This window comes from Rhodanobacter denitrificans (genome assembly GCF_003335105.1).
Classification (GTDB): Bacteria; Pseudomonadota; Gammaproteobacteria; order Xanthomonadales; family Rhodanobacteraceae; genus Rhodanobacter; species Rhodanobacter denitrificans_A.
In genome coordinates this window covers 461737-481496 of sequence record NZ_QFWQ01000003.1, presented here as the reverse complement: position 1 = coordinate 481496, position 19760 = coordinate 461737, and the positions used below count along the sequence as shown (strand labels likewise).

At 67.6% G+C, this 19760-nt stretch carries 15 protein-coding genes and 1 tRNA gene; 14 read left to right on the top strand and 2 right to left on the bottom strand.

Annotated features, from left to right (window positions below; genetic code table 11):
• Positions 1–107: 107 nt before the first annotated feature.
• Genes DEO45_RS04490 through DEO45_RS04480 form a run of 3 tightly spaced genes read left to right on the top strand, consistent with a single transcriptional unit; the run spans position 108 to position 2481 of the window.
• Positions 108–353, top strand: coding sequence for a FeoA family protein (locus DEO45_RS04490; protein ID WP_114341085.1), 246 nt, complete (start codon positions 108–110; stop codon positions 351–353).
• Positions 350–2182: a ferrous iron transporter B gene (gene feoB, locus DEO45_RS04485; RefSeq protein WP_114341083.1), complete on the top strand. Its 1833-nt coding sequence runs from the start codon at positions 350–352 to the stop codon at positions 2180–2182. Before DEO45_RS04490 ends, feoB begins: the two co-directional genes overlap by 4 nt.
• Positions 2179–2481, top strand: coding sequence for a DUF6587 family protein (locus DEO45_RS04480; protein ID WP_114341082.1), 303 nt, complete (start codon positions 2179–2181; stop codon positions 2479–2481). The genes feoB and DEO45_RS04480 overlap by 4 nt, the downstream gene beginning before the upstream one ends.
• A gap of 197 nt (positions 2482–2678) precedes the next feature.
• On the opposite strand, the gene rpsT is transcribed toward DEO45_RS04480, so the two are convergent.
• Entirely contained in the window at positions 2679–2942 is a 264-nt protein-coding gene (gene rpsT, locus DEO45_RS04475) for a 30S ribosomal protein S20 (protein ID WP_068097791.1), read from the bottom strand.
• Between the two features lie 234 nt (positions 2943–3176).
• Between rpsT and murJ the strand changes: the two genes are divergently transcribed.
• The 5 genes from murJ (at position 3177) to ispH (ending at position 10450) form a co-directional block, all read left to right on the top strand.
• Complete coding sequence (murJ, locus tag DEO45_RS04470) at positions 3177–4787, top strand: murein biosynthesis integral membrane protein MurJ (protein WP_114341081.1); 1611 nt, start codon at positions 3177–3179, stop codon at positions 4785–4787.
• Between the two features lie 30 nt (positions 4788–4817).
• A complete protein-coding gene (locus tag DEO45_RS04465) occupies positions 4818–5771 on the top strand; it encodes a bifunctional riboflavin kinase/FAD synthetase (RefSeq protein WP_114341080.1) in 954 nt (317 codons plus the stop codon).
• A gap of 97 nt (positions 5772–5868) precedes the next feature.
• Positions 5869–8730: an isoleucine--tRNA ligase gene (gene ileS, locus DEO45_RS04460; protein WP_114341079.1), complete on the top strand. Its 2862-nt coding sequence runs from the start codon at positions 5869–5871 to the stop codon at positions 8728–8730.
• 156 nt (positions 8731–8886) lie between these two features.
• Positions 8887–9387 (top strand): signal peptidase II, encoded by a 501-nt coding sequence (gene lspA / locus DEO45_RS04455; RefSeq protein ID WP_114341078.1) that lies wholly within the window; start codon positions 8887–8889, stop codon positions 9385–9387.
• A 100-nt stretch (positions 9388–9487) separates the two neighbouring features.
• Entirely contained in the window at positions 9488–10450 is a 963-nt protein-coding gene (ispH, locus tag DEO45_RS04450) for a 4-hydroxy-3-methylbut-2-enyl diphosphate reductase (protein ID WP_114341077.1), read from the top strand.
• A gap of 217 nt (positions 10451–10667) precedes the next feature.
• Here the strand turns inward: ispH and DEO45_RS04445 are convergent.
• A tRNA-Thr gene (locus DEO45_RS04445) sits at positions 10668–10743 on the bottom strand.
• A 255-nt stretch (positions 10744–10998) separates the two neighbouring features.
• On the opposite strand from DEO45_RS04445, the gene DEO45_RS04440 reads away from it, so the two are divergent.
• From DEO45_RS04440 to DEO45_RS04415, 6 genes are all read left to right on the top strand, one after another.
• Positions 10999–12876, top strand: a complete 1878-nt coding sequence (locus DEO45_RS04440; protein WP_223250785.1) for a GGDEF domain-containing protein — start codon at positions 10999–11001, stop codon at positions 12874–12876.
• A 271-nt stretch (positions 12877–13147) separates the two neighbouring features.
• Positions 13148–13684 (top strand): GspH/FimT family pseudopilin, encoded by a 537-nt coding sequence (locus DEO45_RS04435; protein ID WP_223250784.1) that lies wholly within the window; start codon positions 13148–13150, stop codon positions 13682–13684.
• Positions 13681–14211, top strand: coding sequence for a type IV pilus modification protein PilV (gene pilV / locus DEO45_RS04430; RefSeq protein ID WP_317616003.1), 531 nt, complete (start codon positions 13681–13683; stop codon positions 14209–14211). Before DEO45_RS04435 ends, pilV begins: the two co-directional genes overlap by 4 nt.
• A gap of 11 nt (positions 14212–14222) precedes the next feature.
• Positions 14223–15254 (top strand): prepilin-type N-terminal cleavage/methylation domain-containing protein, encoded by a 1032-nt coding sequence (locus tag DEO45_RS04425; protein WP_114341320.1) that lies wholly within the window; start codon positions 14223–14225, stop codon positions 15252–15254.
• Positions 15255–15282: 28 nt separating this feature from the next.
• Positions 15283–15888, top strand: coding sequence for a pilus assembly PilX family protein (locus DEO45_RS04420; protein ID WP_262982183.1), 606 nt, complete (start codon positions 15283–15285; stop codon positions 15886–15888).
• Positions 15889–15955: 67 nt separating this feature from the next.
• Positions 15956–19750, top strand: coding sequence for a pilus assembly protein (locus tag DEO45_RS04415; RefSeq protein WP_114341074.1), 3795 nt, complete (start codon positions 15956–15958; stop codon positions 19748–19750).
• Positions 19751–19760: the final 10 nt, after the last annotated feature.

The following is a 19760-nucleotide window of genomic DNA, read 5'->3' as shown; positions in this document are numbered from 1 at the left end:
TGCAAATAACGCGATGATAAACGCACCGGGGGTGCGGCAATCGGCGTGGTGCAGCGGGACGGGCCAGGGTCTACAATGCGAATTGTTCTTATTTGAGAATCCGGCCCGTGCGTTTGTCCGATTTGCCCAAGGGTGCCCCGGCCGTGGTCGACCGCGTGGACGACGCGCATGCGGCGGATCCGATCGCGCAACGCCTGCGCGACCTGGGTTTCGTCGACGGCGAGCCGGTGCGCGTGGTGGCGGTGGGGCCGATGGGCGGCGATCCGCTGCTGATCCAGATCGGCTTCACCCGCTTCGCCCTGCGCCGCGCCGAGGCGGCCCGGGTCAGCGTGCGCACCGGTGTGGCGGCATGAGCGCGTCGACCCTGCGCATCGCCCTGGTCGGCAACCCGAACTGCGGCAAGACCGCGCTGTTCAACCTGCTCACCGGTGGCCGCCAGAAGGTGGCGAACTACGCCGGCGTCACGGTGGAGCGCAAGGAGGGCCGCTTCACCGCCCCGTCCGGTCGCGTGCTGCAGATCCTCGACCTGCCTGGCGCCTACAGCTTCGACGCCAACAGCCCGGACGAGCAGATCACCCGCGACGTCTGCGCCGGCAACTACCCGGGCGAGACGCCGCCGGACCTGATCGTGTGCGTGGCCGACGCGACCAACCTGCGCCTGCACCTGCGCTTCGTGCTGGAGGTGAGGCGGCTGGGCCGCCCGGTGGTGCTGGCGTTGAACATGATGGACACCGCGCGCTCGCGCGGCATCGCGATCGACGTGCCGGAACTGCAGCGGCGGCTGGGCCTGCCGGTGGTGGAGACGGTGGCGGTGCGGCGCGGCGGCGCGCAGGCGCTGATCGAACGGGTCGACGGCGAGGTGCCCCCGGCGGCGGTACAGCCGGACGACGCGGCTAGCAGCGCCGACCTGCATGCTCAGGTGCGCAAGCTGCTGGCGGCGACGGTGCGCATGCCGCGGGTCACCGCCGAGCTCGACGACGCACTGGATCGCTGGGCGCTGCACCCGGTGTTCGGCCTGATGATCCTGGCGGTGGTGATGTTCCTGGTGTTCCAGGCGGTCTATGCGGCCGGCAAGCCGATGAGCGACCTGGTCGGCGACGGCTTCGGCTGGATGGGCGAGCACGTCGCCGCGCTGATGCCGGCCGGACCGCTGCGAAGCCTGGTGGTCGACGGGCTGTTCGGCGGCCTCGGCACCGTGCTGGGTTTCCTGCCGGTGATCCTGGTGCTGTTCTTCTTCATCCTCACGCTGGAGGAATCCGGCTACCTGCCGCGCGCGGCGTTCCTGCTCGACCGCCTGATGCTGTCGGTGGGGCTGACCGGGCGCTCGTTCATCCCGCTGTTGTCCAGCTTCGCCTGCGCGATCCCCGGCATCATGGGCACGCGCAGCATCCAGGACCCGCGCGACCGCATCACCACCATCCTGATCGCGCCGCTGATGACCTGCTCGGCGCGGCTGCCGGTGTACGCACTCCTGATCGGCGCGTTCATTCCGGTCCGCTACGTGTTCGGCGTGTTCAACCTGCAGGGCGTGGTGCTGTTCGCGCTGTACCTGGCCGGCATCCTCGGCGCGATGCTGGTGGGCTGGGTGATGAAACATCTGCGCCGCGACAAGAGCGAACACGCGCTGCTGATGGAGCTGCCCTCGTACCGCCTGCCGAAAGCGCGCGACGTGGCGATCGGGCTGTACGAGCGCGGCATGATCTTCCTGAAGCGGCTGACCGGGGTGATCCTCGGCCTGACCGTGCTGATGTGGTTCCTCTCCACCTTCCCGGGCGCGCCGGAGGGGGCAACCCTGCCGGCGATCGACTACAGCTTCGCCGGCTACATCGGTCGCGGCCTGCAGTACGTGTTCGCGCCGATCGGTTTCAACTGGCAGATCAGCCTGGCGTTGATCCCGGCGTTTGCCGCACGCGAGACCGCGGTGGCGGCGCTGGCCACCGTCTACCTGGTGGGCGGCGAGGGCGGGGGGCTGGGGCAGGCGCTGGCGGGGCAGATCCCGCTGGCCAGCGCGCTGTCGCTGCTGGTGTGGTTCGCCTATGCGCCGCAGTGCATGTCCACCCTGGCGATCATCAAGCGCGAGACCGATTCCTGGCGCAACGTGGCGATTTCGTTCGGCTACATGTTCGTGATGGCCTACGCCGCGTCGTTCGTGGTGTACCAGGTGACGAGGGCGCTGACATGAGCACCGGCCTGCTTGTGCAGTACGTGGTGGTCGGGCTGATCGTGCTGGCCAGCGTGTGGATCGTGATGCGCAAGCTGGCGCGGAAAACGACCAACCGCTGGCTGGCCGCCGCGTCCATCCACTTCAGTCGGCCCGGCCGCGGCGCGCTGGCGCGGGCTTTCGGCCGGCGCCTGCAACCGAGTGAAGCCACCGGCGATTGCAGCGACGGCTGCAGCACCTGCGGCGCCTGCGGCCCCAAGCCGCCGGCCACCGCGCGGCCCGGCGAGCCGATGCCGCTAGAGTTCCGCCCGCGCCGTTGATGCCGTGTGGGCGGGTACGCACCGGCCCGTTCCTGCCCGTGACGTAGGGCGGGCGGTGCCCGCCGGCTCTTGCCGCCCCTACGTAAAAGCGGCGGGCGGTGCCCGCCCTACGAAAGCTGCAGGTAGGGGGGCAAAACCAAGGCATGAAAAAGCCGGCTTGCGCCGGCTTTTCCGTTTGACGCGGGTCGCGCTCCGGCTTACGCCAGTTCGCGGATCTTCGCGTTGAGGCGGCTCTTGTGGCGTGCGGCCTTGTTCTTGTGGATCAGGCCGCGGGCGGCGTAACGATCCATCACCGGCTGGGCGGCGGTGAACGCGGCGACGGCGCCGGCCTTGTCCTTGGCCTCGATGGCCTTGACGACCTTCTTCAGGGCGGTGCGGACCATGGAGCGCGCGCTGATGTTGCGCAGACGGCGCTGTTCGGACTGGCGCGCGCGCTTCTTCGCGGACTTGATGTTGGCCAAGGTAGAACTCCGGGATGCAGTGTTGGGTTGGGTGGAAAAAGACGGCAATTATGCGGCCGATTCGCCTGTGCGTCAATCATTTAGACGGGCAGGCATGGGCCACGGACGGGTGTCGACCAGCCGGACGGCCCGCGCTGCCGGTATTTTGCCACAGCACGGGCTGTCATCCTGCCGGTCGCGGCTGTCACACTACGCGCCCCGTGCGCCCGGTCCGTAAAGGTCGAAAACAGCCCCATGAAGTCCCCCAGCATGCTCCGCGGACTGCTCTCGTTCAGCAGCATGACGATGGTCTCGCGGGTGCTCGGCCTGGTGCGCGACATGTCGATCAACGCCGCGTTCGGCGCCAACGGCGCCACCGACGCGTTCTGGGTGGCGTTCCGCATTCCCAACTTCATGCGCCGGCTGTTCGCCGAGGGCTCGTTTTCCACCGCCTTCGTGCCGGTTTTCACGGAAGTGAAGGAAAAGGGCACGCATGCGCAGCTGAAGGAGCTGATGGCGCGGGTATCGGGCACCTTGGGTGGCGTGCTGCTGCTGATCACCGCGCTGGGGATCATCTTCGCGCCGCAGGTGACCGTGCTGTTCTCGCCCGGCGCGATCGACGAGCCGCGCAAGTTCGAGCTGACCGTCGAGCTGCTGCGGCTGACCTTCCCGTTCCTGCTGTTCGTCTCGCTGACCGCATTGTCCGGCGGCGCGCTGAACAGTTTCCATCGCTTCGGGCTGCCGGCGCTGACCCCGGTGATCCTCAACCTGTGCATGATCGCCGGCGCGCTGTGGCTGTCGAAGCGGCTGCACACGCCGATCATGGCGATGGGCTGGGCGATCCTGGCGGCCGGCATCCTGCAGTTGCTGTTCCAGTTGCCGGCGCTGCGCGGCCTGGACCTGCTGACCCTGCCGCGCTGGGGCTGGAGCCACCCGGAGGTGCGCCGGATCATGCGGCTGATGGTGCCGACCCTGTTCGGCTCTTCCGTGGCGCAGATCAACCTGCTGTTCGACACGGTGATCGCCTCGCTGCTGGTGGTCGGCTCGCAGAGCTGGCTGTCGCAGGCGGACCGGTTCCTGGAACTGCCGCTGGGCGTGTTCGGCGTGGCGCTGGGCACGGTGATCCTGCCGTCGCTGTCGCGCCATCATGTCAGCACCGACACGGCCGGCTTCTCGCGCGCGCTGGACTGGGGCCTGCGCGTCACCCTGCTGATCGCGGTGCCGGCGATGTTCGCGCTGATGCTGCTGGCCGGGCCGCTGGTCGCCACGCTGTTCCAGCATGGCCACTGGAGCGCGCACGACACGCACATGGCGACGCTGTCGATCACCGCGCTGAGTTTCGGGTTGCCCGCGTTCGCGCTGGTGAAGGTGCTGCTGCCGGCGTTCTACGCGCGCCAGGACACGCGTACCCCGGTGCGTGCGGCGGTGGCCTCGCTGCTCAGCAACATGCTGTTGAACGTGGTGTTCCTGGCGCTGCTGTTCGAGCTGTGGGCATCGCCCGAGCTGAAGCGGTTGACGTGGCTCGACGGCCTGGCCCGGCTGCCGGGCCTGCACATGGCGCTGGGCCTGGCCAGCGCGGTGGCCGCCTATGTGAACCTGTGGCTGTTGTGGCACTGGCTGAGGAAGGCCGGCGTGTATCAGCGCCAGCCGGGCTGGTCGCGGCACCTGCTGCGGCTGGCGGCGGCCTGCGTGGTGATGGTGGCGGTGCTGTTGCTCGGCCGCTGGGTGTGGCCGGACTGGGTCCACGGCGTGCCGGTGCTGACCCGGCTGTGGCATCTGGCCGTGCTGGTACTGGCTGGCGGGGCCAGTTACGTGGCCATGCTGTTTGCCGGGGGCTTCCGCCTGCGCGACCTGCGCGGTGCGTGAACCCTTCCGCCCCACCGTTATACTCACGCGATGATGAGACTTTCCCGGGATCTCGCAGGCTCCTGCCTGGCGCCGCGCGGCAGCGTGGTCGCGGTCGGCGCGTTCGACGGCCTGCACCGCGGCCACCAGGCGTTGCTGGCGCAGGTGCGCGAGCGCGCGCAGGCGCTCGGCTGCAGCCCGGTGGTGGTGAGTTTCGAGCCACTGCCGCGGGCTTTCTTCTCGCCGGAGCCGGTGCCGCGGCTGTCCAGCGTGCGCGAGAAACTGCGCGGCTTCGCCGCGGCCGGCATGGAGCACACCCTGCTGCTGCGCTTCAACCGCACGCTGACCCTGATGCCGGCCGAGGATTTCGTGCGGCGGGTGCTGGTCCAGCGGCTCGCGGCGCGCGAGGTCTGGGTGGGCGGCGATTTCCGCTTTGGCCACAAGCGCGTGGGCGACGTGGCGCTGCTGGAGCGGATGGGCGCCGAACTCGGCTTCCAGGCCTGCACCATGCCGGCGGTGCAGCTCGACGGCGCCCGCGTCTCGGCGAGCCGGGTGCGCGCCTTGCTGGCGGCCGGCGAGTTCGCCGGGGCCGAGCCGTTGCTGGGCCGGCCGTTCGTGATCGACGGCAGGGTGGAGTACGGCAACCAGCTCGGCCGCACGCTGGGCTATCCCACCGCGAACATCCACCTGCAGCAACGGGTCAGCCCGATCCAGGGCATCTTTGCGGTGCGCGTGGGGCTGGGCGAGGGCGAGTGCAGCTGGCCGGGCGTGGCCAGCCTCGGCGTGCGCCCCACCGTGAACGAGGTCGCCGAGCCGTTGCTGGAGGTGCACTTGTTCGACTTCGACGGCGATCTGTACGGCCAGCGCATGGCGGTGCAGTTCGTCGCCAAGCTGCGCGACGAGCAGAAGTTCGACGGGCTGGAACCGCTGAAGGCGCAGATGGCGCTGGACTCGCGCCAGGCGCGCGAGCTGCTGGGCATGAACCCGCGCCTGGTCGAGGCGTGAAGACGCGGGCATTACGGCACGGGTCGAAATCGATTAACTTTCCCTTCTTTGCCTGCCGGTTGGCGGGCGGCAACACCTCAGTGACGGCATCCAGGCAATGACCCACGATTACAAGAGCACGATCAACCTGCCGCAGACGGATTTCCCGATGCGCGGCGATTTGCCGAAGCGCGAGCCGGGCTGGCTGGCGGAGTGGGAGCAGGCCGGCCGCTATGCGCAGATCCAGCAGAAAACCGCGCACCGCGACAGCGTGTTCGTGCTGCACGACGGCCCGCCGTACGCGAACGGATCGATCCACATCGGCCACGCGGTCAACAAGATCCTCAAGGACATGGTGGTCAAGTCCAAGCTGCTGGCCGGCCAGCGCGCGCCCTACGTGCCGGGCTGGGACTGCCACGGCCTGCCGATCGAGATCGCGGTGGAGAAGAAGTACGGCAAACCGGGCGACAAGCTCGACGCCGCCCAGTTCCGCCAGAAGTGCCGCGAGTACGCCCAGCAGCAGATCGACGACCAGCGCGCCGGCTTCAGGCGGCTCGGCGTGCTCGGCGACTGGGAGCATCCGTACCGTACGATGGATTTCAAATACGAGGCCGACATGCTGCGCGCGCTGGCGCGCATCGTCTCCAACGGCCACGTGGTGCGCGGCGCCAAGCCGGTGTACTGGTGCTTCGACTGCGCCTCGGCGCTGGCCGAGGCGGAGATCGAATACGGCGACAAGGTCTCGCCCGCGGTCGACGTGGCGTATGACGCGGTCGAGCCGAAAGCGCTGGCGGCGAAGTTCGGCGTGGATGCCGGCGACGCCATCGTCGCCATCCCGATCTGGACCACCACGCCGTGGACCTTGCCGGAAAGCCAGGCGGTATCGCTCGGCGCGGATCTGGAATACGCGTTGATCGAAGGCCCGTCGCGCGCTGGTAAGCGCGTGTTGCTCGTCGTCGCCAGCGCGCTGGTCGACAAGGCGGCACAGCGTTACGGGCTGGAGCAGGCGGTGGTACTGGGTCATGCCGAGGGCAAGGCGCTGGAAGGTTTGAAACTGCACCATCCGTTCTACCCGCGCGAAGTGCCGGTGATCCTCGGCGAGCACGTCAGCGCCGAGGACGGTACCGGTGCGGTGCACACCTCGCCCGACCACGGCGTCGAGGATTTCGTGGTGGCGCGCGAATACGGCATCGGCCTGCTCAACTACATCGGATCGCATGGCACCTACCGCGCCGATACGCCAGCGGCCGACGGTCTCGAACTGGCCGGCCTGCATATCTGGAAGGCGAACGACGCCATCGTCGAGCTGCTGCGTCGACGCGGCGTGCTGCTGGCGTTCGCGAAAATCGAGCACAGCTACCCGAACTGCTGGCGGCACAAGACGCCGGTGATCTACCGCACCACGCCGCAGTGGTTCATCTCGATGGAGCAGGCGCAGCTGCGCGAGACGGCACTCACCTCGATCAAGGCCGTGCGCTGGGTGCCGGGCTGGGGTGAGGAGCGCATCGCCGGCATGGTTGCCGGGCGTCCGGACTGGTGCATCTCGCGCCAGCGCACCTGGGGCGTGCCGATCGCGCTGTTCGTGCACAAGGCCACGCAGGAACCGCACCCGGATTCGGTCGCGCTGCTGGAGCAGGTCGCGAAGAAAGTGGAGCAGGGCGGTATCGACGCGTGGTTCGCGCTGGACGCGGCCGAACTGATCGGCGACCAGGTGAGCGACTACGAGAAAGTCACCGACGTGCTGGACGTCTGGTTCGATTCCGGCGTCACCCATTTCGCGGTGATCGGGCAGCGCCCGGAACTGCAGCAGGGCAGGGCGTCGCACTACAAGGTGATGTACCTGGAAGGCTCCGACCAGCATCGCGGCTGGTTCCAGTCGTCGCTGCTGACTTCGGCGGCGATCCACGGCCGCGCGCCCTACAACGAAGTGCTCACCCATGGCTTCGCGGTGGACGCGAACGGCCGCAAGATGTCCAAGTCGCTGGGCAACGTGGTGGCGCCGCAGAAGGTGATGGATACGCTGGGCGCCGACGTGCTGCGCCTGTGGGTGGCCTCGGCCGATTACCGCAACGAGATGACCGTTTCCGACGAGATCCTCAAGCGCGTCTCCGATGCTTACCGCCGCATCCGCAATACCGCACGTTTCCTGCTCGGCAACCTCGACGGCTTCGACCCCGCGAAACACCTGCTGCCGGTGGAAGGCAGCGTGCTGCTCGACCAGTGGGCGGTACAGCAGGCGTATGACGTGCAGCAGGCGGTGACCGCCGCGTACGAGCGTTACGACTATCCAGAAGTAGTGTCGCGCATCCAGAATTTCTGCACCAATGAACTGGGCGCGCTGTACCTCGACATCACCAAGGACCGGCTCTACACCATGCCGACCGACAGCCGCGGCCGGCGCAGCGCGCAGAGCGCGATGTACCGCATCGGCGAGGCGCTGGTGCGCTGGCTGGCGCCGATCCTAAGCTTCACCGCGGAGGAGATCTGGCAGGCGTTGCCGGGCGAGCGCGGCGACAGCGTGCTGTTCGAGACCTGGTACGACGGCCTCACCGCCACCCAGGCCACGCCGGAGCAGCGGCGCTGGTGGGCCGACCTGCTGGCGATCCGTGACACCGCCGCGCGCGTGCTCGAAGGCATGCGCAAGGCCGAACGGATCGGCGCGGCGCTGGAAGCGAAGCTGGTGCTCAACACCGACGCTGCGAGCCGGTCGCGCTATGCCGAGGTCGCCGATGAGCTGCGCTTCTTTTTCATCACCTCCGATTTCACCCTGGCACCATCGACGCCGCGTGCGGACGATGCGGCGAAGGTGGAACTGGATGGCGCCGAAGCCTGGATTTCCGCCGATGTCAGTGGTGCCGCCAAGTGCGTGCGGTGCTGGCACCGCCGCGACGACGTTGGCAGCCACGCTGAACACCCCGAGCTGTGCGGCCGATGCATCGGCAACATCGAGGGGCCGGGCGAAGACCGCCGCTGGTTCTGACCGGTGACGTCGGCGGTGCAGGGAGCGTAGGGCGGGCACTGCCCGCCGACTGCATGGCTCGTCGCATCACGGATCCCGCCGGAGCGGCGGGCAGTGCCCGCCCTACGCGGGGCGCGCACGAAAGCATCTCCAAATTTCCTGACCGAGCCTCCCGCCATGACCCCGAAACCCAACGCACTCCCCTGGCTCTGGCTCTCCGCCACCGTCATCGTGCTCGATCAGCTCAGCAAGTGGTGGGCGTTGTCGGCACTGCAGCCGGCCGGCGCTCCGCATCCGGTGATCCCGGGTTTCCTGAACTGGACGCTGGCCTTCAATACCGGCGCTGCGTTCAGCTTCCTGGCTGACGGCGCCGGCTGGCAGCGCTGGTTCTTCGTGCTGCTGGCGGCGGCGATCAGCATCGTGCTGGTCGGCTGGTTGCGGCGCACGCCGCGCCGCGACTGGCGCACCGCGTTGCCGCTGGCGTTGATTGTCGGCGGCGCGATCGGCAACCTGATCGACCGCCTGCATGCGGCCAAGGTCACCGACTTCATCCACGTTTATTTCCGCCAGTGGAACTACCCGGTGTTCAACATCGCCGACTGCGGCATCACGGTGGGCGCCGTGATGCTGATCGCGTTCGGCCTGTTCGCCGGCAAGCCCGGGAACGGCGTGCGATAATTGCCGCTCTTGCTGTAAGGGCCCGCTGGCGGGCGACGCTTTTCAATTCAGGAGCATCGCCCGCCAGCGGGCTCCTACAGGGCTCCGAATCGAGGTCAGCTTGGACATCCTGCTCGCCAACCCCCGCGGTTTCTGCGCCGGCGTCGACCGCGCCATCGCCATCGTCGAGCGCGCGCTGGAATCCTACGGATCGCCGATCTACGTGCGGCACGAGGTGGTGCACAACCGTTACGTGGTCGACAAGCTGCGTGCCGACGGCGCGGTGTTCGTGGAGGAGTTGCGCGAGGTGCCTGATGGCGCCACCGTGATCTTCAGCGCCCACGGCGTATCGCAGGCGGTGCGCGAGGAAGCCGAGCAGCGGCACCTGAAGGTGTTCGACGCGACCTGCCCGCTGGTCACCAAGGTGCACATGGAAGTGGCGCGGCTGGGCCGGGTGGGCCGCAGCGTGGTGCTGATCGGCCATGCCGGACATCCCGAGGTCGAGGGCACCATGGGCCAGTGGAACCGGGCCAATACCGGCGAGATCCTGCTGGTGGAGTCGGTGGAGAACGTCGCCACCCTGACGCCGAAATTCCCGCGCGAGCTGTCCTACGTCACGCAGACCACGCTGTCTGTGGATGACACCAAGGCGATCATCGCGGCGCTGCGCGCGAAATTTCCCGAGATCGAGGGGCCGCGCAAGGACGACATCTGCTACGCCACTCAGAACCGCCAGGATGCCGTGCGCCGACTGGCCGAGGCGGTCGACCTGATGCTGGTGGTCGGCTCGGTCAACAGTTCCAACTCCAACCGTCTGCGCGAGCTGGCCGAGAAGCAGGGTGTGCGCTCGTTCCTGATCGACAGCGCGGAGCACATCGAGCGCAGCTGGCTCGACGGCGTCGAGCGGATCGGGCTCACCGCCGGCGCTTCGGCCCCGGAGAAGCTGGTGCGCGACGTGATCGTCCGCCTGCAGTCATGGGGCGTCGGCGAGGTGCGCGAGCTGGACGGTGAGCCGGAGGACATCACCTTCGCCCTGCCGAAAGAGCTGCGCCTGGTCGGCGGCAACAGCTCCGCCAGCCTGTAATTCCGCCATCGCGAGCCTCCGGCGGCGCAACCATGGCGCTGCCGGAGTTCGTTGCGCGGCATACTTGCCCATTGCCGTGCCGAGGGAGCATCCTTCGGCCGTAGGGCTGCGAAAGACGTCGGGAACCGGGGGGCGGACGCCTGCAATGCCGCGTGCCATCAGATGCGACCAAGGCCCCGGGAAGCGTGGCTTCCCGGGGCCTTGGTCGTGCCTGGACTGGTGCCGGAAATAGGAATCGAACCTACGACCTACGCATTACGAATGCGCCGCTCTACCAACTGAGCTATTCCGGCAAAGAGCCGAGAATATTACGGGCCGCGCCGCGATGGTGCAAGCGACGATTGCGTCAGCAGCGGCGTCCGGCGGCCATGGATTGGTGGCGCCAACCGGTCGTCCGGCTGCCGTCGGGCAGCGGCCACGACGAACGGATCATGCGCACTCAGGTTTTCCGGAGCGCGGCCGATAACGAGTCGACGGCCCGTGCTGTCCGGACAGGGAGAGTCTGAATCGACTTCCTTGGGGGCGTATTGTCCGGACTATTTCGAACTTTGTCGGGTTTGTTGTTGCTGCTGACGGCGACGTGCTGCGTGCATGCGGGAGCGGCAACGCAGGCACAGGTACGCGATACGGCGGCGTTCGACCAGCTCATGCGGCGATTGGACAACGGTGAGGTAATCCTCAACACCCGGGCCGCGGTCGACCAGACGCTCGGGCGGCTGCGCACCCTGTTGCCGCCCGACGACGCCTACCGGCAGCGCCGGTACGGGTACATCTACTGCTTCCTGGCGTTCGACAACGACGCGAACGGCGGTTACGCCTACGCGGGTCGCGGCATCGAGCAGGCCCACCAGGCGGCCGACCTGGAGGCGGAGGCCAACTTCCAGATATGCCGAGGCCTGTACCAGGGCCGGGTCACCACGGAGCGCGACGCGCTGCCGGCCTACGAGGCCGGCATCCGGATTGCCCGGCGTCTGGAAAACAGCCGCCTGGTCGCCGACGGGCTGACCTGGCGCGGCGGCGCCTTGTCGCTGCTCGGCGAGCAGGCCAGGGCGCTGTTCGATTTCCTGGAGGCGCAGCACCTCTACGAAGCCGTGGGCAATACGACAGCCGCCCAGTCCAACCTCATCAGCATCGCCACCATCTATCGCCGACTGGGCGAGTACGACAAGGCCGCCGACTACCTGCAGCAGTCGATGGCCTTTGCGCGACGCAAGCAGGACCGGCAGGAGGAGTTGGCGGTAGACATGGAACTGGGGTTCCTGGCGACCGAGCGGGGCGATGCCGCGGCCGCCGTGGCGCCGCTGCAGCAGGCACTGGCGATCGCGCGCGAGACCGGCTCGCGGCAAAGCGTGGGATCCGCGCTGCTGGCATTGGCGGAGAGCAGCAATGCACGGCACCAGTACACCGAGGCGCTGCAGCAACTGGCGCTCGCCGGCAACGAGTTCCGGGTCGCTTCGGACAAGTCCAGCAGCGGCATGCTGTCCCTGCAGTCGGCCAAGGCCCATGCGGGCCTTGGCCAGCATGAACTGGCCGAGCGCGAGTTCGACGTCGCCGAGGCTGACGTGAGGCAGGGCGACAACATGCGTTACCTGGCCGAGTTGTACGAGGCGCGATCGCGGAACCAGGAGGCGCTGGGCAATCCCGCCGCCGCGCTGGCCGACCTGAAGCTCAAGATGAAGGCTGATGCCGCGCTGGCGCGCATGGCCAAGACCCAGGTCACCACACTGATGAGCTACCAGTTCGATACCGAGCGGCGTGAACTGGAGAACCGCAAGCTTGCTGCCGACAAGGCGCTCAAGGAGCAGCAGCTGGCCGCACTGGAGCGCATCCGCGGCTGGCAGAGTCTGGCGATCGTGCTCGCCGGCGCGCTGCTGCTGCTGATGTTCTTGCTCGCGGGGCGGCAGTTGCGCCAGAGCCGCAGCCTGCACCGGCTGGCACTCACCGATGAGCTGACCGGCATCTCCAACCGCCGCCACATCGAGCACACGCTGCACATGGCCGTCGACGAGGCCCGCCGCAAGCATCACGAACTGACCGTGATCATGTTCGATATCGACCACTTCAAGCAGGTCAACGACAGCCATGGCCACCAGATCGGCGATCAGGTGCTGGAGCAGATCGTCCATGCCTGCCAGGGCGCACTGCGCCAGTTCGACCGGCTCGGTCGCCTGGGTGGCGAGGAGTTCCTGGTCGTGCTGCCCGATACCGACCTCGAGAGTGGCCTGAATGTGGCCGAACGCCTGCGCGCCGCCGTGGCCGCCGCGAGGCCGACGGTTGCCGGCGTCGGACTGCAGCTCTCGATCAGCCTCGGCGTTGCCCAGCTGCGGTCGGCCGAGTCGGGAGTGACTTCCCTGGTACGGCGCGCCGACGCGGCGCTGTATCACGCCAAGGACAACGGCAGGAACCGGGTCGAGGCAGCGCCGTAGCGACCTGAGGATGGCCCCGGCCCGCCGCTTCGCCGGATCTCCGGCGGGCCGCCTGTGACTCTGATCACCTTCGCGGCACCCCTGCCGGCCGCTTGTCGGGCAATTGCTACCACTCGTCGGCTGCGGGCTGGCCGGAACCGGCGCGTCGATACAGAGTGGGCGCAGGGGTATCAGGGAGAACGCCATGCGGGTCTTGTCGCGTCAGCGGAGCGCTTCGCTGGTCGGAGCGCGGAGGTCGGGTATTGCCGGCGACGGTCCGCCATGGCGTGCCATGGCGCGGCGGGGCGAGCGCGGCTTCACCCTGGTCGAGCTGATGATCACCCTCGCCGTCGCAATCGTGCTGCTGGTGATCGCCGTGCCGAGCTTCAGGTCGCTGACCCTTTCCAACAAGCTCACCACCGCCGCCAACGACATGGTCAACGCAATCAACGTGGCGCGGATGGAAGCCATCAAGCGCAATGCGAATACGCAGTTGTGCAGCAACTCGGCCAGCGTCAACAGCGCCGACGCCCTCGGTACGGCGTGCAGCACCCAGACCGGCGCGGTCTACGCGATGGCCGGCGCCGGCGCCAACCCGGTGCTGGCCGGCACGGTCGGCATCGGCACGAGCGTGCAGCTCTCGGGCGATGTGGTGGCGATCCGTTTCGGCGGGCAGGGGCTGGGGCAGGCCGTCGGCGCCACCAGCCCCTACACCGGCACGGTCGCGGACATCTGCACAGGCCAGATGGGCAGCGACAACCACCGCGTGATCACGATGACGACCGGATCGATTCTCGTGGTAGCCACCAGTTCGGGAGCCTGCCCATGACTAATCGCCCCACTCCGGCCATGCGCCCCGTGCGCCTGCCCGGGCAGCAGGCCGCGCGCCGGCGCGCCGGCCAGTCCGGTGTCGGCCTGATCGAGGTGCTGGTGGCCGTGCTGGTGCTTTCCATCGCCTTCCTCGGCATCGCGGCGTTGCAGGCCATGTCGCTGTCCACCAACAACGGTGCGATGGCGCGCAGCATGGCCACGGTCGCCAGCTACTCGATCCTGGACGCGATGCGCGCGGACATCGGCGGCGCCCGCAACGGCGACTACAACACGACCACGCCGATCGCGGCCAACGCCTGCCCCGCGCCGGGCAGCACCCTGGCCAGCGTCCAGCTCAGCCAGTGGTGCAGCGTGGGGCTCGGCAACCGGAGCCTCGGTGCGACCGCCAGCACCACCGGCGCCATCGCCTGCACCGCGGTCGGCACCGCCAGCGCCGACTGCACCATTACCATCACGTTCGACGACAGCCGGACCGGCGCGGGCAGTTCCAGCGCACAGCAAGTCGCCACCCGGGCCATGCTGTGAGCGGCCATCCGATGCCCTGCCGCCGCGTGCCCGGGCCGACCAGGCCGCCGGCCGGTTTCACCCTGATCGAGCTGATGGTCGCGATGCTGCTCGGCCTCATCGTCATCGCCGGGGTGGCCAGTGTGTTCCTGGCCAACCAGCGCACCTACCGCACCAACCAGGCGCTTGGCGACGTGCAGGACGGCTCGCGCATCGCGTTCGAGCTGCTGGCGCGCGATATCCGCAATGCCGGGCTCAATCCGTGCAACAACGGCGACCGCATGGGCAACGTGCTCAACAACAGCGGCACGGACTGGTGGGCCAACTGGAGCAACGCCGTGCACGGCTACAGCGGCAGCCAGGGCGACCCGGCGACCGGAGGCGTGTTCGGCACCGGCGTGGGCCAGCGGGTCGCCGGCACCGATTCGATGCAGGTTCTCGGCGCGGTCGACGGCGGCATGAGCGTGGCCACCGACAACGAGCCGGCGGCGAATTTCAAGCTGAACGACAAGACCACCAACCTGCAATCCGGCGACATCGTCATCGTCTGCGATCCCGATCACGCGGTGTTGGTGCAGATCAGCAACTACAACAACAGCAACGTCACCTTCGTGCACAACACCGGCAACGCGGTCAATCCGGGCAACTGCTCGAAGGGCCTGGGCTACCCCAGCGATTGCAGCAGCACCAACGGCAACCTTTACCAGTTCGGCGCCAATTCGCAGATCGCGAAACTGGGCGCCGCCGACTGGTATGTCGGCAACAATCCGGTCGGCGGACGATCCCTGTACCGGGTGGCGCTGGCAGCCCCCGACGCCAAGGAGAACGTGTCCCTCGGGACGCCGCAGGAAATGGTGCGCAACGTCAACGGCATGGTCATCAACTATCACGCGAGGGGCGGTACAGCGTTCGTGACCGCCAGCTCGATCGGCAACTGGGCCGTGGTCGACGCCGCGCAGATCACCCTCACGCTACAGAGCGCCGACCAGCGCGCCGGTACCGACACCAGGCCGCTGGTGCGCAGCTTCACCGCCACCACCACCGTGCGCAACCGGGTGAACTGACATGATCCACGCTTGCACGTTCAGGCCCTTGTCCGCCTCCGCGGTGCCATCACGGCGGCGCGGCGGCTCGCTGTCGTCGCACCGGGCCGGCCAGCGCGGCGTGGCGCTGGTGGTGGCGCTGATCCTGCTGGTGGTGATCACCCTGGTCGGGCTGGCCGCCGTGCGCGGCACCATCATGCAGCAGAAGATGGCGAGCAACCTGTACGACCGGCAGATCGCCTTCCAGGGGGCCGAGGCGGCCATGCGGGCCGCGGCGGCGCTGGTCGGCAGCAACCCCGGCATCATCGCCCGCAACTGCCAGGCCAGCAGCGTGGTGTGCCTGACCAATCCGTTCAACGATCCGGGCCTGCCGAGCGGAAGCATCCATACCGTGGCCACGGGAACGGCGGCGGGGCAGTTCACGGTCGCCGGAGTCGCCTCCGGCCAGCCCGAGTACGTGGTGGAAAACATGGGCAACTGGGTCGACACCAGTTCCAGCACCGGCTTCAACCAGAGCGCCAACGCGCAGAACTACGGCGCGCAGGGAACTTCCACCACCGCGGTGTACTACCGGATCACCGCGCGCAGTGGCGATCCGGCAGTGGTCGGCGACCGCGCCGTGGTGATGTTGCAGGCGATGGTCAAGCAGCGCTGACCGGCGGGCACAGACAAGCAGACAGACCGCATGGGGCCTCCCATGCCGCACCAGGAGCGGAACCGTCATGAACCTCATCTCCCGCCTGCGTCGCAAGCCAGGACGCGCCCTCGGCAGAGTGCTGTCGGCCGGCTTGTTCGTGTGGATGCTGGGTGTCGCCTGCTCGCCCGCGCTGGCTACCGTCCCGGTCGACCAGACGCCGTTGATCATCCAGAAATCCCTGCCGCCGAACATCACGCTGATGCTGGACGATTCGGGGTCGATGGCATGGAACTTCATGCCTGACTGGAGTTATCTCAAGAACAACACCAATAACGCCGCGGTGATCAACTCCAGCAACAACGGCGTCTATTACAACCCGGCAGTTACCTACGTGCCGCCGCCCAAGGCGAACGGCACCAGTTCCTATCCTGCCGCGAGCGGCCTGACCAGCGCCTGGGTCAATGGGTTTTCCGGCACTTTGACACCCGTCGACCTGACCCATTACGACGGAAGGTATGAATATTACGATTGCGGCGGCGTCTGTTCCGGCAGCGCCATCAAATTCTCGGCATCGAACACGGTAGCCACGCCCACATCCGTGACCTATCAAAACGTCACGCAAAACCAGTGCGACTATTACTACTACAACCAGGCCGGCGCCACCGGCGAGAGTTTCACCCCGAGCAGCAAGTACTCCACCACGGGTACCTGCGCCATCGCATACAACCAGAGCACGACGTACAACTATTTCCAGTATGCGACGGGGCCGGCGGCAGGCCCTTATACCGTCAGCTACGTGGCGGCGTCGGACTGCGGCGGAAAATCCGGTTGCGTGCTGGCATCCGACACTTCGGGCGTGGCTGCGCCCGCCGGCGTGGCGGCCGGGCAGAACATCGCCAACTGGTTCGCCTACTACCATACGCGCATCCTGATGGCCAAGAGCGGCCTGATGAGTTCGTTCGTCGGCATTGATCCGGGGTTCCGGGTCGGCTTCGGCTCGATCGACGGCGGCGGCAGCGGCAACAGCAATTACCAGAACCTCCCCGCCTCCCGCTACAGCTACAGCGACGCATACAACGGCGGCACCAACTACATCGCGCAGGTCACGCCCTTTGGCGACGGATCGACTACCGGCGACCAGAAAAATGCCCTGTGGAACTGGGTAAGCGCCGCCAAGGCGAGTGGCGGCACGCCGTTGCGCCAGGCGCTGGATGCGGTTGGCCGGTATTACCAGTCGTCGCAGCCCTGGCAGGTGATGTCGTCCGATCCAGTCCCCGCGGGAACCACTACCGAACTTGCCTGCCGCCAGTCGTACACCATCCTCACCACGGACGGATTCTGGAACGACAGTTTCACGGGGCCCGGCAATGCGGACGGCAGCAACGGCGCGACGGTCACCGGAGCCAACGGCCAGAAATACACCTATGCGGCTGCGGCGCCTTATTCGGATTCCTACAGCAACACGCTGGCCGACGTGGCCATGAAGTACTGGGAAACCGACCTGCGTACGGGCACTCCCAACGAAGTGCCGACCAGCAGCGAGGACCCCGCGTTCTGGCAGCACATGACCACCTTCACCCTGGGACTGGGCTTTACACCGAGCGGCATTTCGCCATCGGGCACCACGATTCCCCAGATCTTCAACTGGGCCAACGGCGGCTCGGCGATCAGCAGTTTCAGCTGGCCGCAACCGGCGTCCAATTCCCTCAACAACATCGCCGACCTGGCCCATGCCGCGGTCAACGGCCATGGCGGCTTCTATTCCGCCACCAGTCCCGAAGCATTCGCCAGCGGCATGAAGGATGCGCTGAAGCGCGCTGCCGAGCGGGTCGGCACGGGCGCCAGCCTCGCGGCCAACTCCACCCAGTTGAAGACCGGCACGATGGCGTACCAGGCCAACTACTACACCGCCAAGTGGAAGGGCGACCTGAAGGCGCTCGCGGTGAATCCCAACACCGGCGCGATCGCGGCGACGCCGGGCTGGACCGCCGCAGGCTCGTTGCCGGCAGCGGCCAGCCGGAACATCTGGACCTACAACCCCGCGGCAGGTGGGAAGACCGCCGCTTACGTGGCCTTCCAGGACAGCAGCGCGAGCACGCCGCCAGCGCTGTCTGCCGCTCAACTGAGTGCGTTGGGCACCACCGCCGCTGCCCAGGCGAACATGGTCAACTACCTGCGCGGCGATGCCACACTGGAGCAGAAGAACGGCGGCAGCTTCCGCAATCGCGACACGCCGCTGGGCGACATCGTCGATTCCCAGCCGGTCTATGTCGGGGCACCGGACCCGAACCTGTTCGCCAACGAGACGTTCACCGGGTCGTCGACGTACCTGTCCTACGCCAGCGGCACGACCGACAACCAGGGAAATTTCACGCCCAGCGTCGCGGCTTCGCGCGCCGGGCTGATCTACGTGGCCGCCAACGACGGCATGCTGCACGGCTTCGACGCCACCACCGGCGCGGAGAAGTTCGCCTACATCCCTGCCGCCGTGCTCACCACCGGCAGCGCCGGCGGGTTGGCTGGCCTCAACCAGCTGTCCAGTCCCGACTACGGCACCACGACCAGTGCGCCGCACCAGTATTTCAACGATGGCGAGCTCACGGTGGCGGATGTCTACATGGGCAGCGCGTGGAAGAGCGTGCTGGTGGGTACCAGCGGCCGCGGCCTGGCCAAGGCGGTGTATGCCTTCGACATCACCGACCCGACGGCGATCAAGTTCCTGTGGGAACGCTCCGCCGGCGATGGCAACAGCGACGGCAACAGCAAATACATCGGCCAGATGTCCGGCAAGCCGGTGATCGCGCAGACCGCGGACGGCGTCTGGTCGGTGCTGCTGGGCAACGGCTACAACAGCGCGGCAGGCGTGCCGGCACTGTTGCAGTTCAACCTCGCCACGGGCGCGCTCAGCGTGCACACGACCACCGACACCACCACCGACAACGGCCTAGCCGCTCCGGGTGTGTGGATGGGGCTGGCGAACAACGGCGTGAGCACGGCGGCCTATGCGGGCGACCTCCGCGGCAATGTATGGTCGTTCACGCTCAATACCGGCAGCAGCACGAGCACCAGCACGCCGGGCAGCACCGGCAGTCTGCTGTTCGTGGCCAGGGACGGCAGCAACAACCTGCAGCCCATCACCGGCGGCGTGCTGGTGGGCAAGGATCCGGCCAACGGCAACACCTGGGTGTTCTTCGGCACCGGCCTGTATCTGAGCACGCTCGACCTCACCAACACTGCTACCCAGAGCTGGTACGGCCTGATCGTGCAGACCACCAACGCCACCAACAGCCCGGCGATCGCCTCCAGCATGACCCGCGCCGCCAACCTCGCGCAGCGATCCATCGTGGCGGAGACCGCCGGCAATCCCGGCGCAACGCCGCCGGTATCGCCGGCGCGGGCGGTGACGCCCACGCCGACCTCGTCCGACATGACCGGCATGTCGGGCTGGTATATGGACCTGTTGTCGCCGACCGGGACGGGTGGCGCCAACGTCGCCCAGGGCGAGCGGATGGTGACCTCCAACCAGTTCCAGGGCAACCTGCTGCTCGGTACGACGCGGATTCCCCAGGCTTCGGACGTCTGCAATCCCTCCGGCGGCGGCTGGATCATGGCGATCAACCCGTTCACCGGCACCAATCCGTCCGGCAACTTCTTCGACCTCAACGGTGACGGCCTGGTGAATGCGTCAGACACGGTCACCGTGAACGGCAAGAGCTATGCGGCGGCCGGCATCGGCTTCAACTCGCTGCCCAACAACCCGATCTTCGTGGGCGGCAGCATGCTGGTCAGTTTCGACAACGGCTCGAACAGCAGCATCACCACGGCCGGTTCGACCGGCATGATGCAGCGGGTGTCGTGGCGCGAACTGGTCAATCCATAAAGGAATGGAA

What these genes read in the sequence shown, in the direction of transcription:
- DEO45_RS04425 (WP_114341320.1), top strand. Translation starts at nt 14,223, where the DNA reads ATGCCCTGCCGCCGCGTGCCCGGGCCGACCAGGCCGCCGGCCGGTTTC.
- pilV (WP_317616003.1), top strand. Translation starts at nt 13,681, where the DNA reads ATGACTAATCGCCCCACTCCGGCCATGCGCCCCGTGCGCCTGCCCGGG.
- ileS (WP_114341079.1), top strand. Translation starts at nt 5,869, where the DNA reads ATGACCCACGATTACAAGAGCACGATCAACCTGCCGCAGACGGATTTC.
- DEO45_RS04435 (WP_223250784.1), top strand. Translation starts at nt 13,148, where the DNA reads ATGGCGCGGCGGGGCGAGCGCGGCTTCACCCTGGTCGAGCTGATGATC.
- murJ (WP_114341081.1), top strand. Translation starts at nt 3,177, where the DNA reads ATGAAGTCCCCCAGCATGCTCCGCGGACTGCTCTCGTTCAGCAGCATG.
- DEO45_RS04465 (WP_114341080.1), top strand. Translation starts at nt 4,818, where the DNA reads ATGATGAGACTTTCCCGGGATCTCGCAGGCTCCTGCCTGGCGCCGCGC.
- feoB (WP_114341083.1), top strand. Translation starts at nt 350, where the DNA reads ATGAGCGCGTCGACCCTGCGCATCGCCCTGGTCGGCAACCCGAACTGC.
- lspA (WP_114341078.1), top strand. Translation starts at nt 8,887, where the DNA reads ATGACCCCGAAACCCAACGCACTCCCCTGGCTCTGGCTCTCCGCCACC.
- DEO45_RS04415 (WP_114341074.1), top strand. Translation starts at nt 15,956, where the DNA reads ATGAACCTCATCTCCCGCCTGCGTCGCAAGCCAGGACGCGCCCTCGGC.
- DEO45_RS04480 (WP_114341082.1), top strand. Translation starts at nt 2,179, where the DNA reads ATGAGCACCGGCCTGCTTGTGCAGTACGTGGTGGTCGGGCTGATCGTG.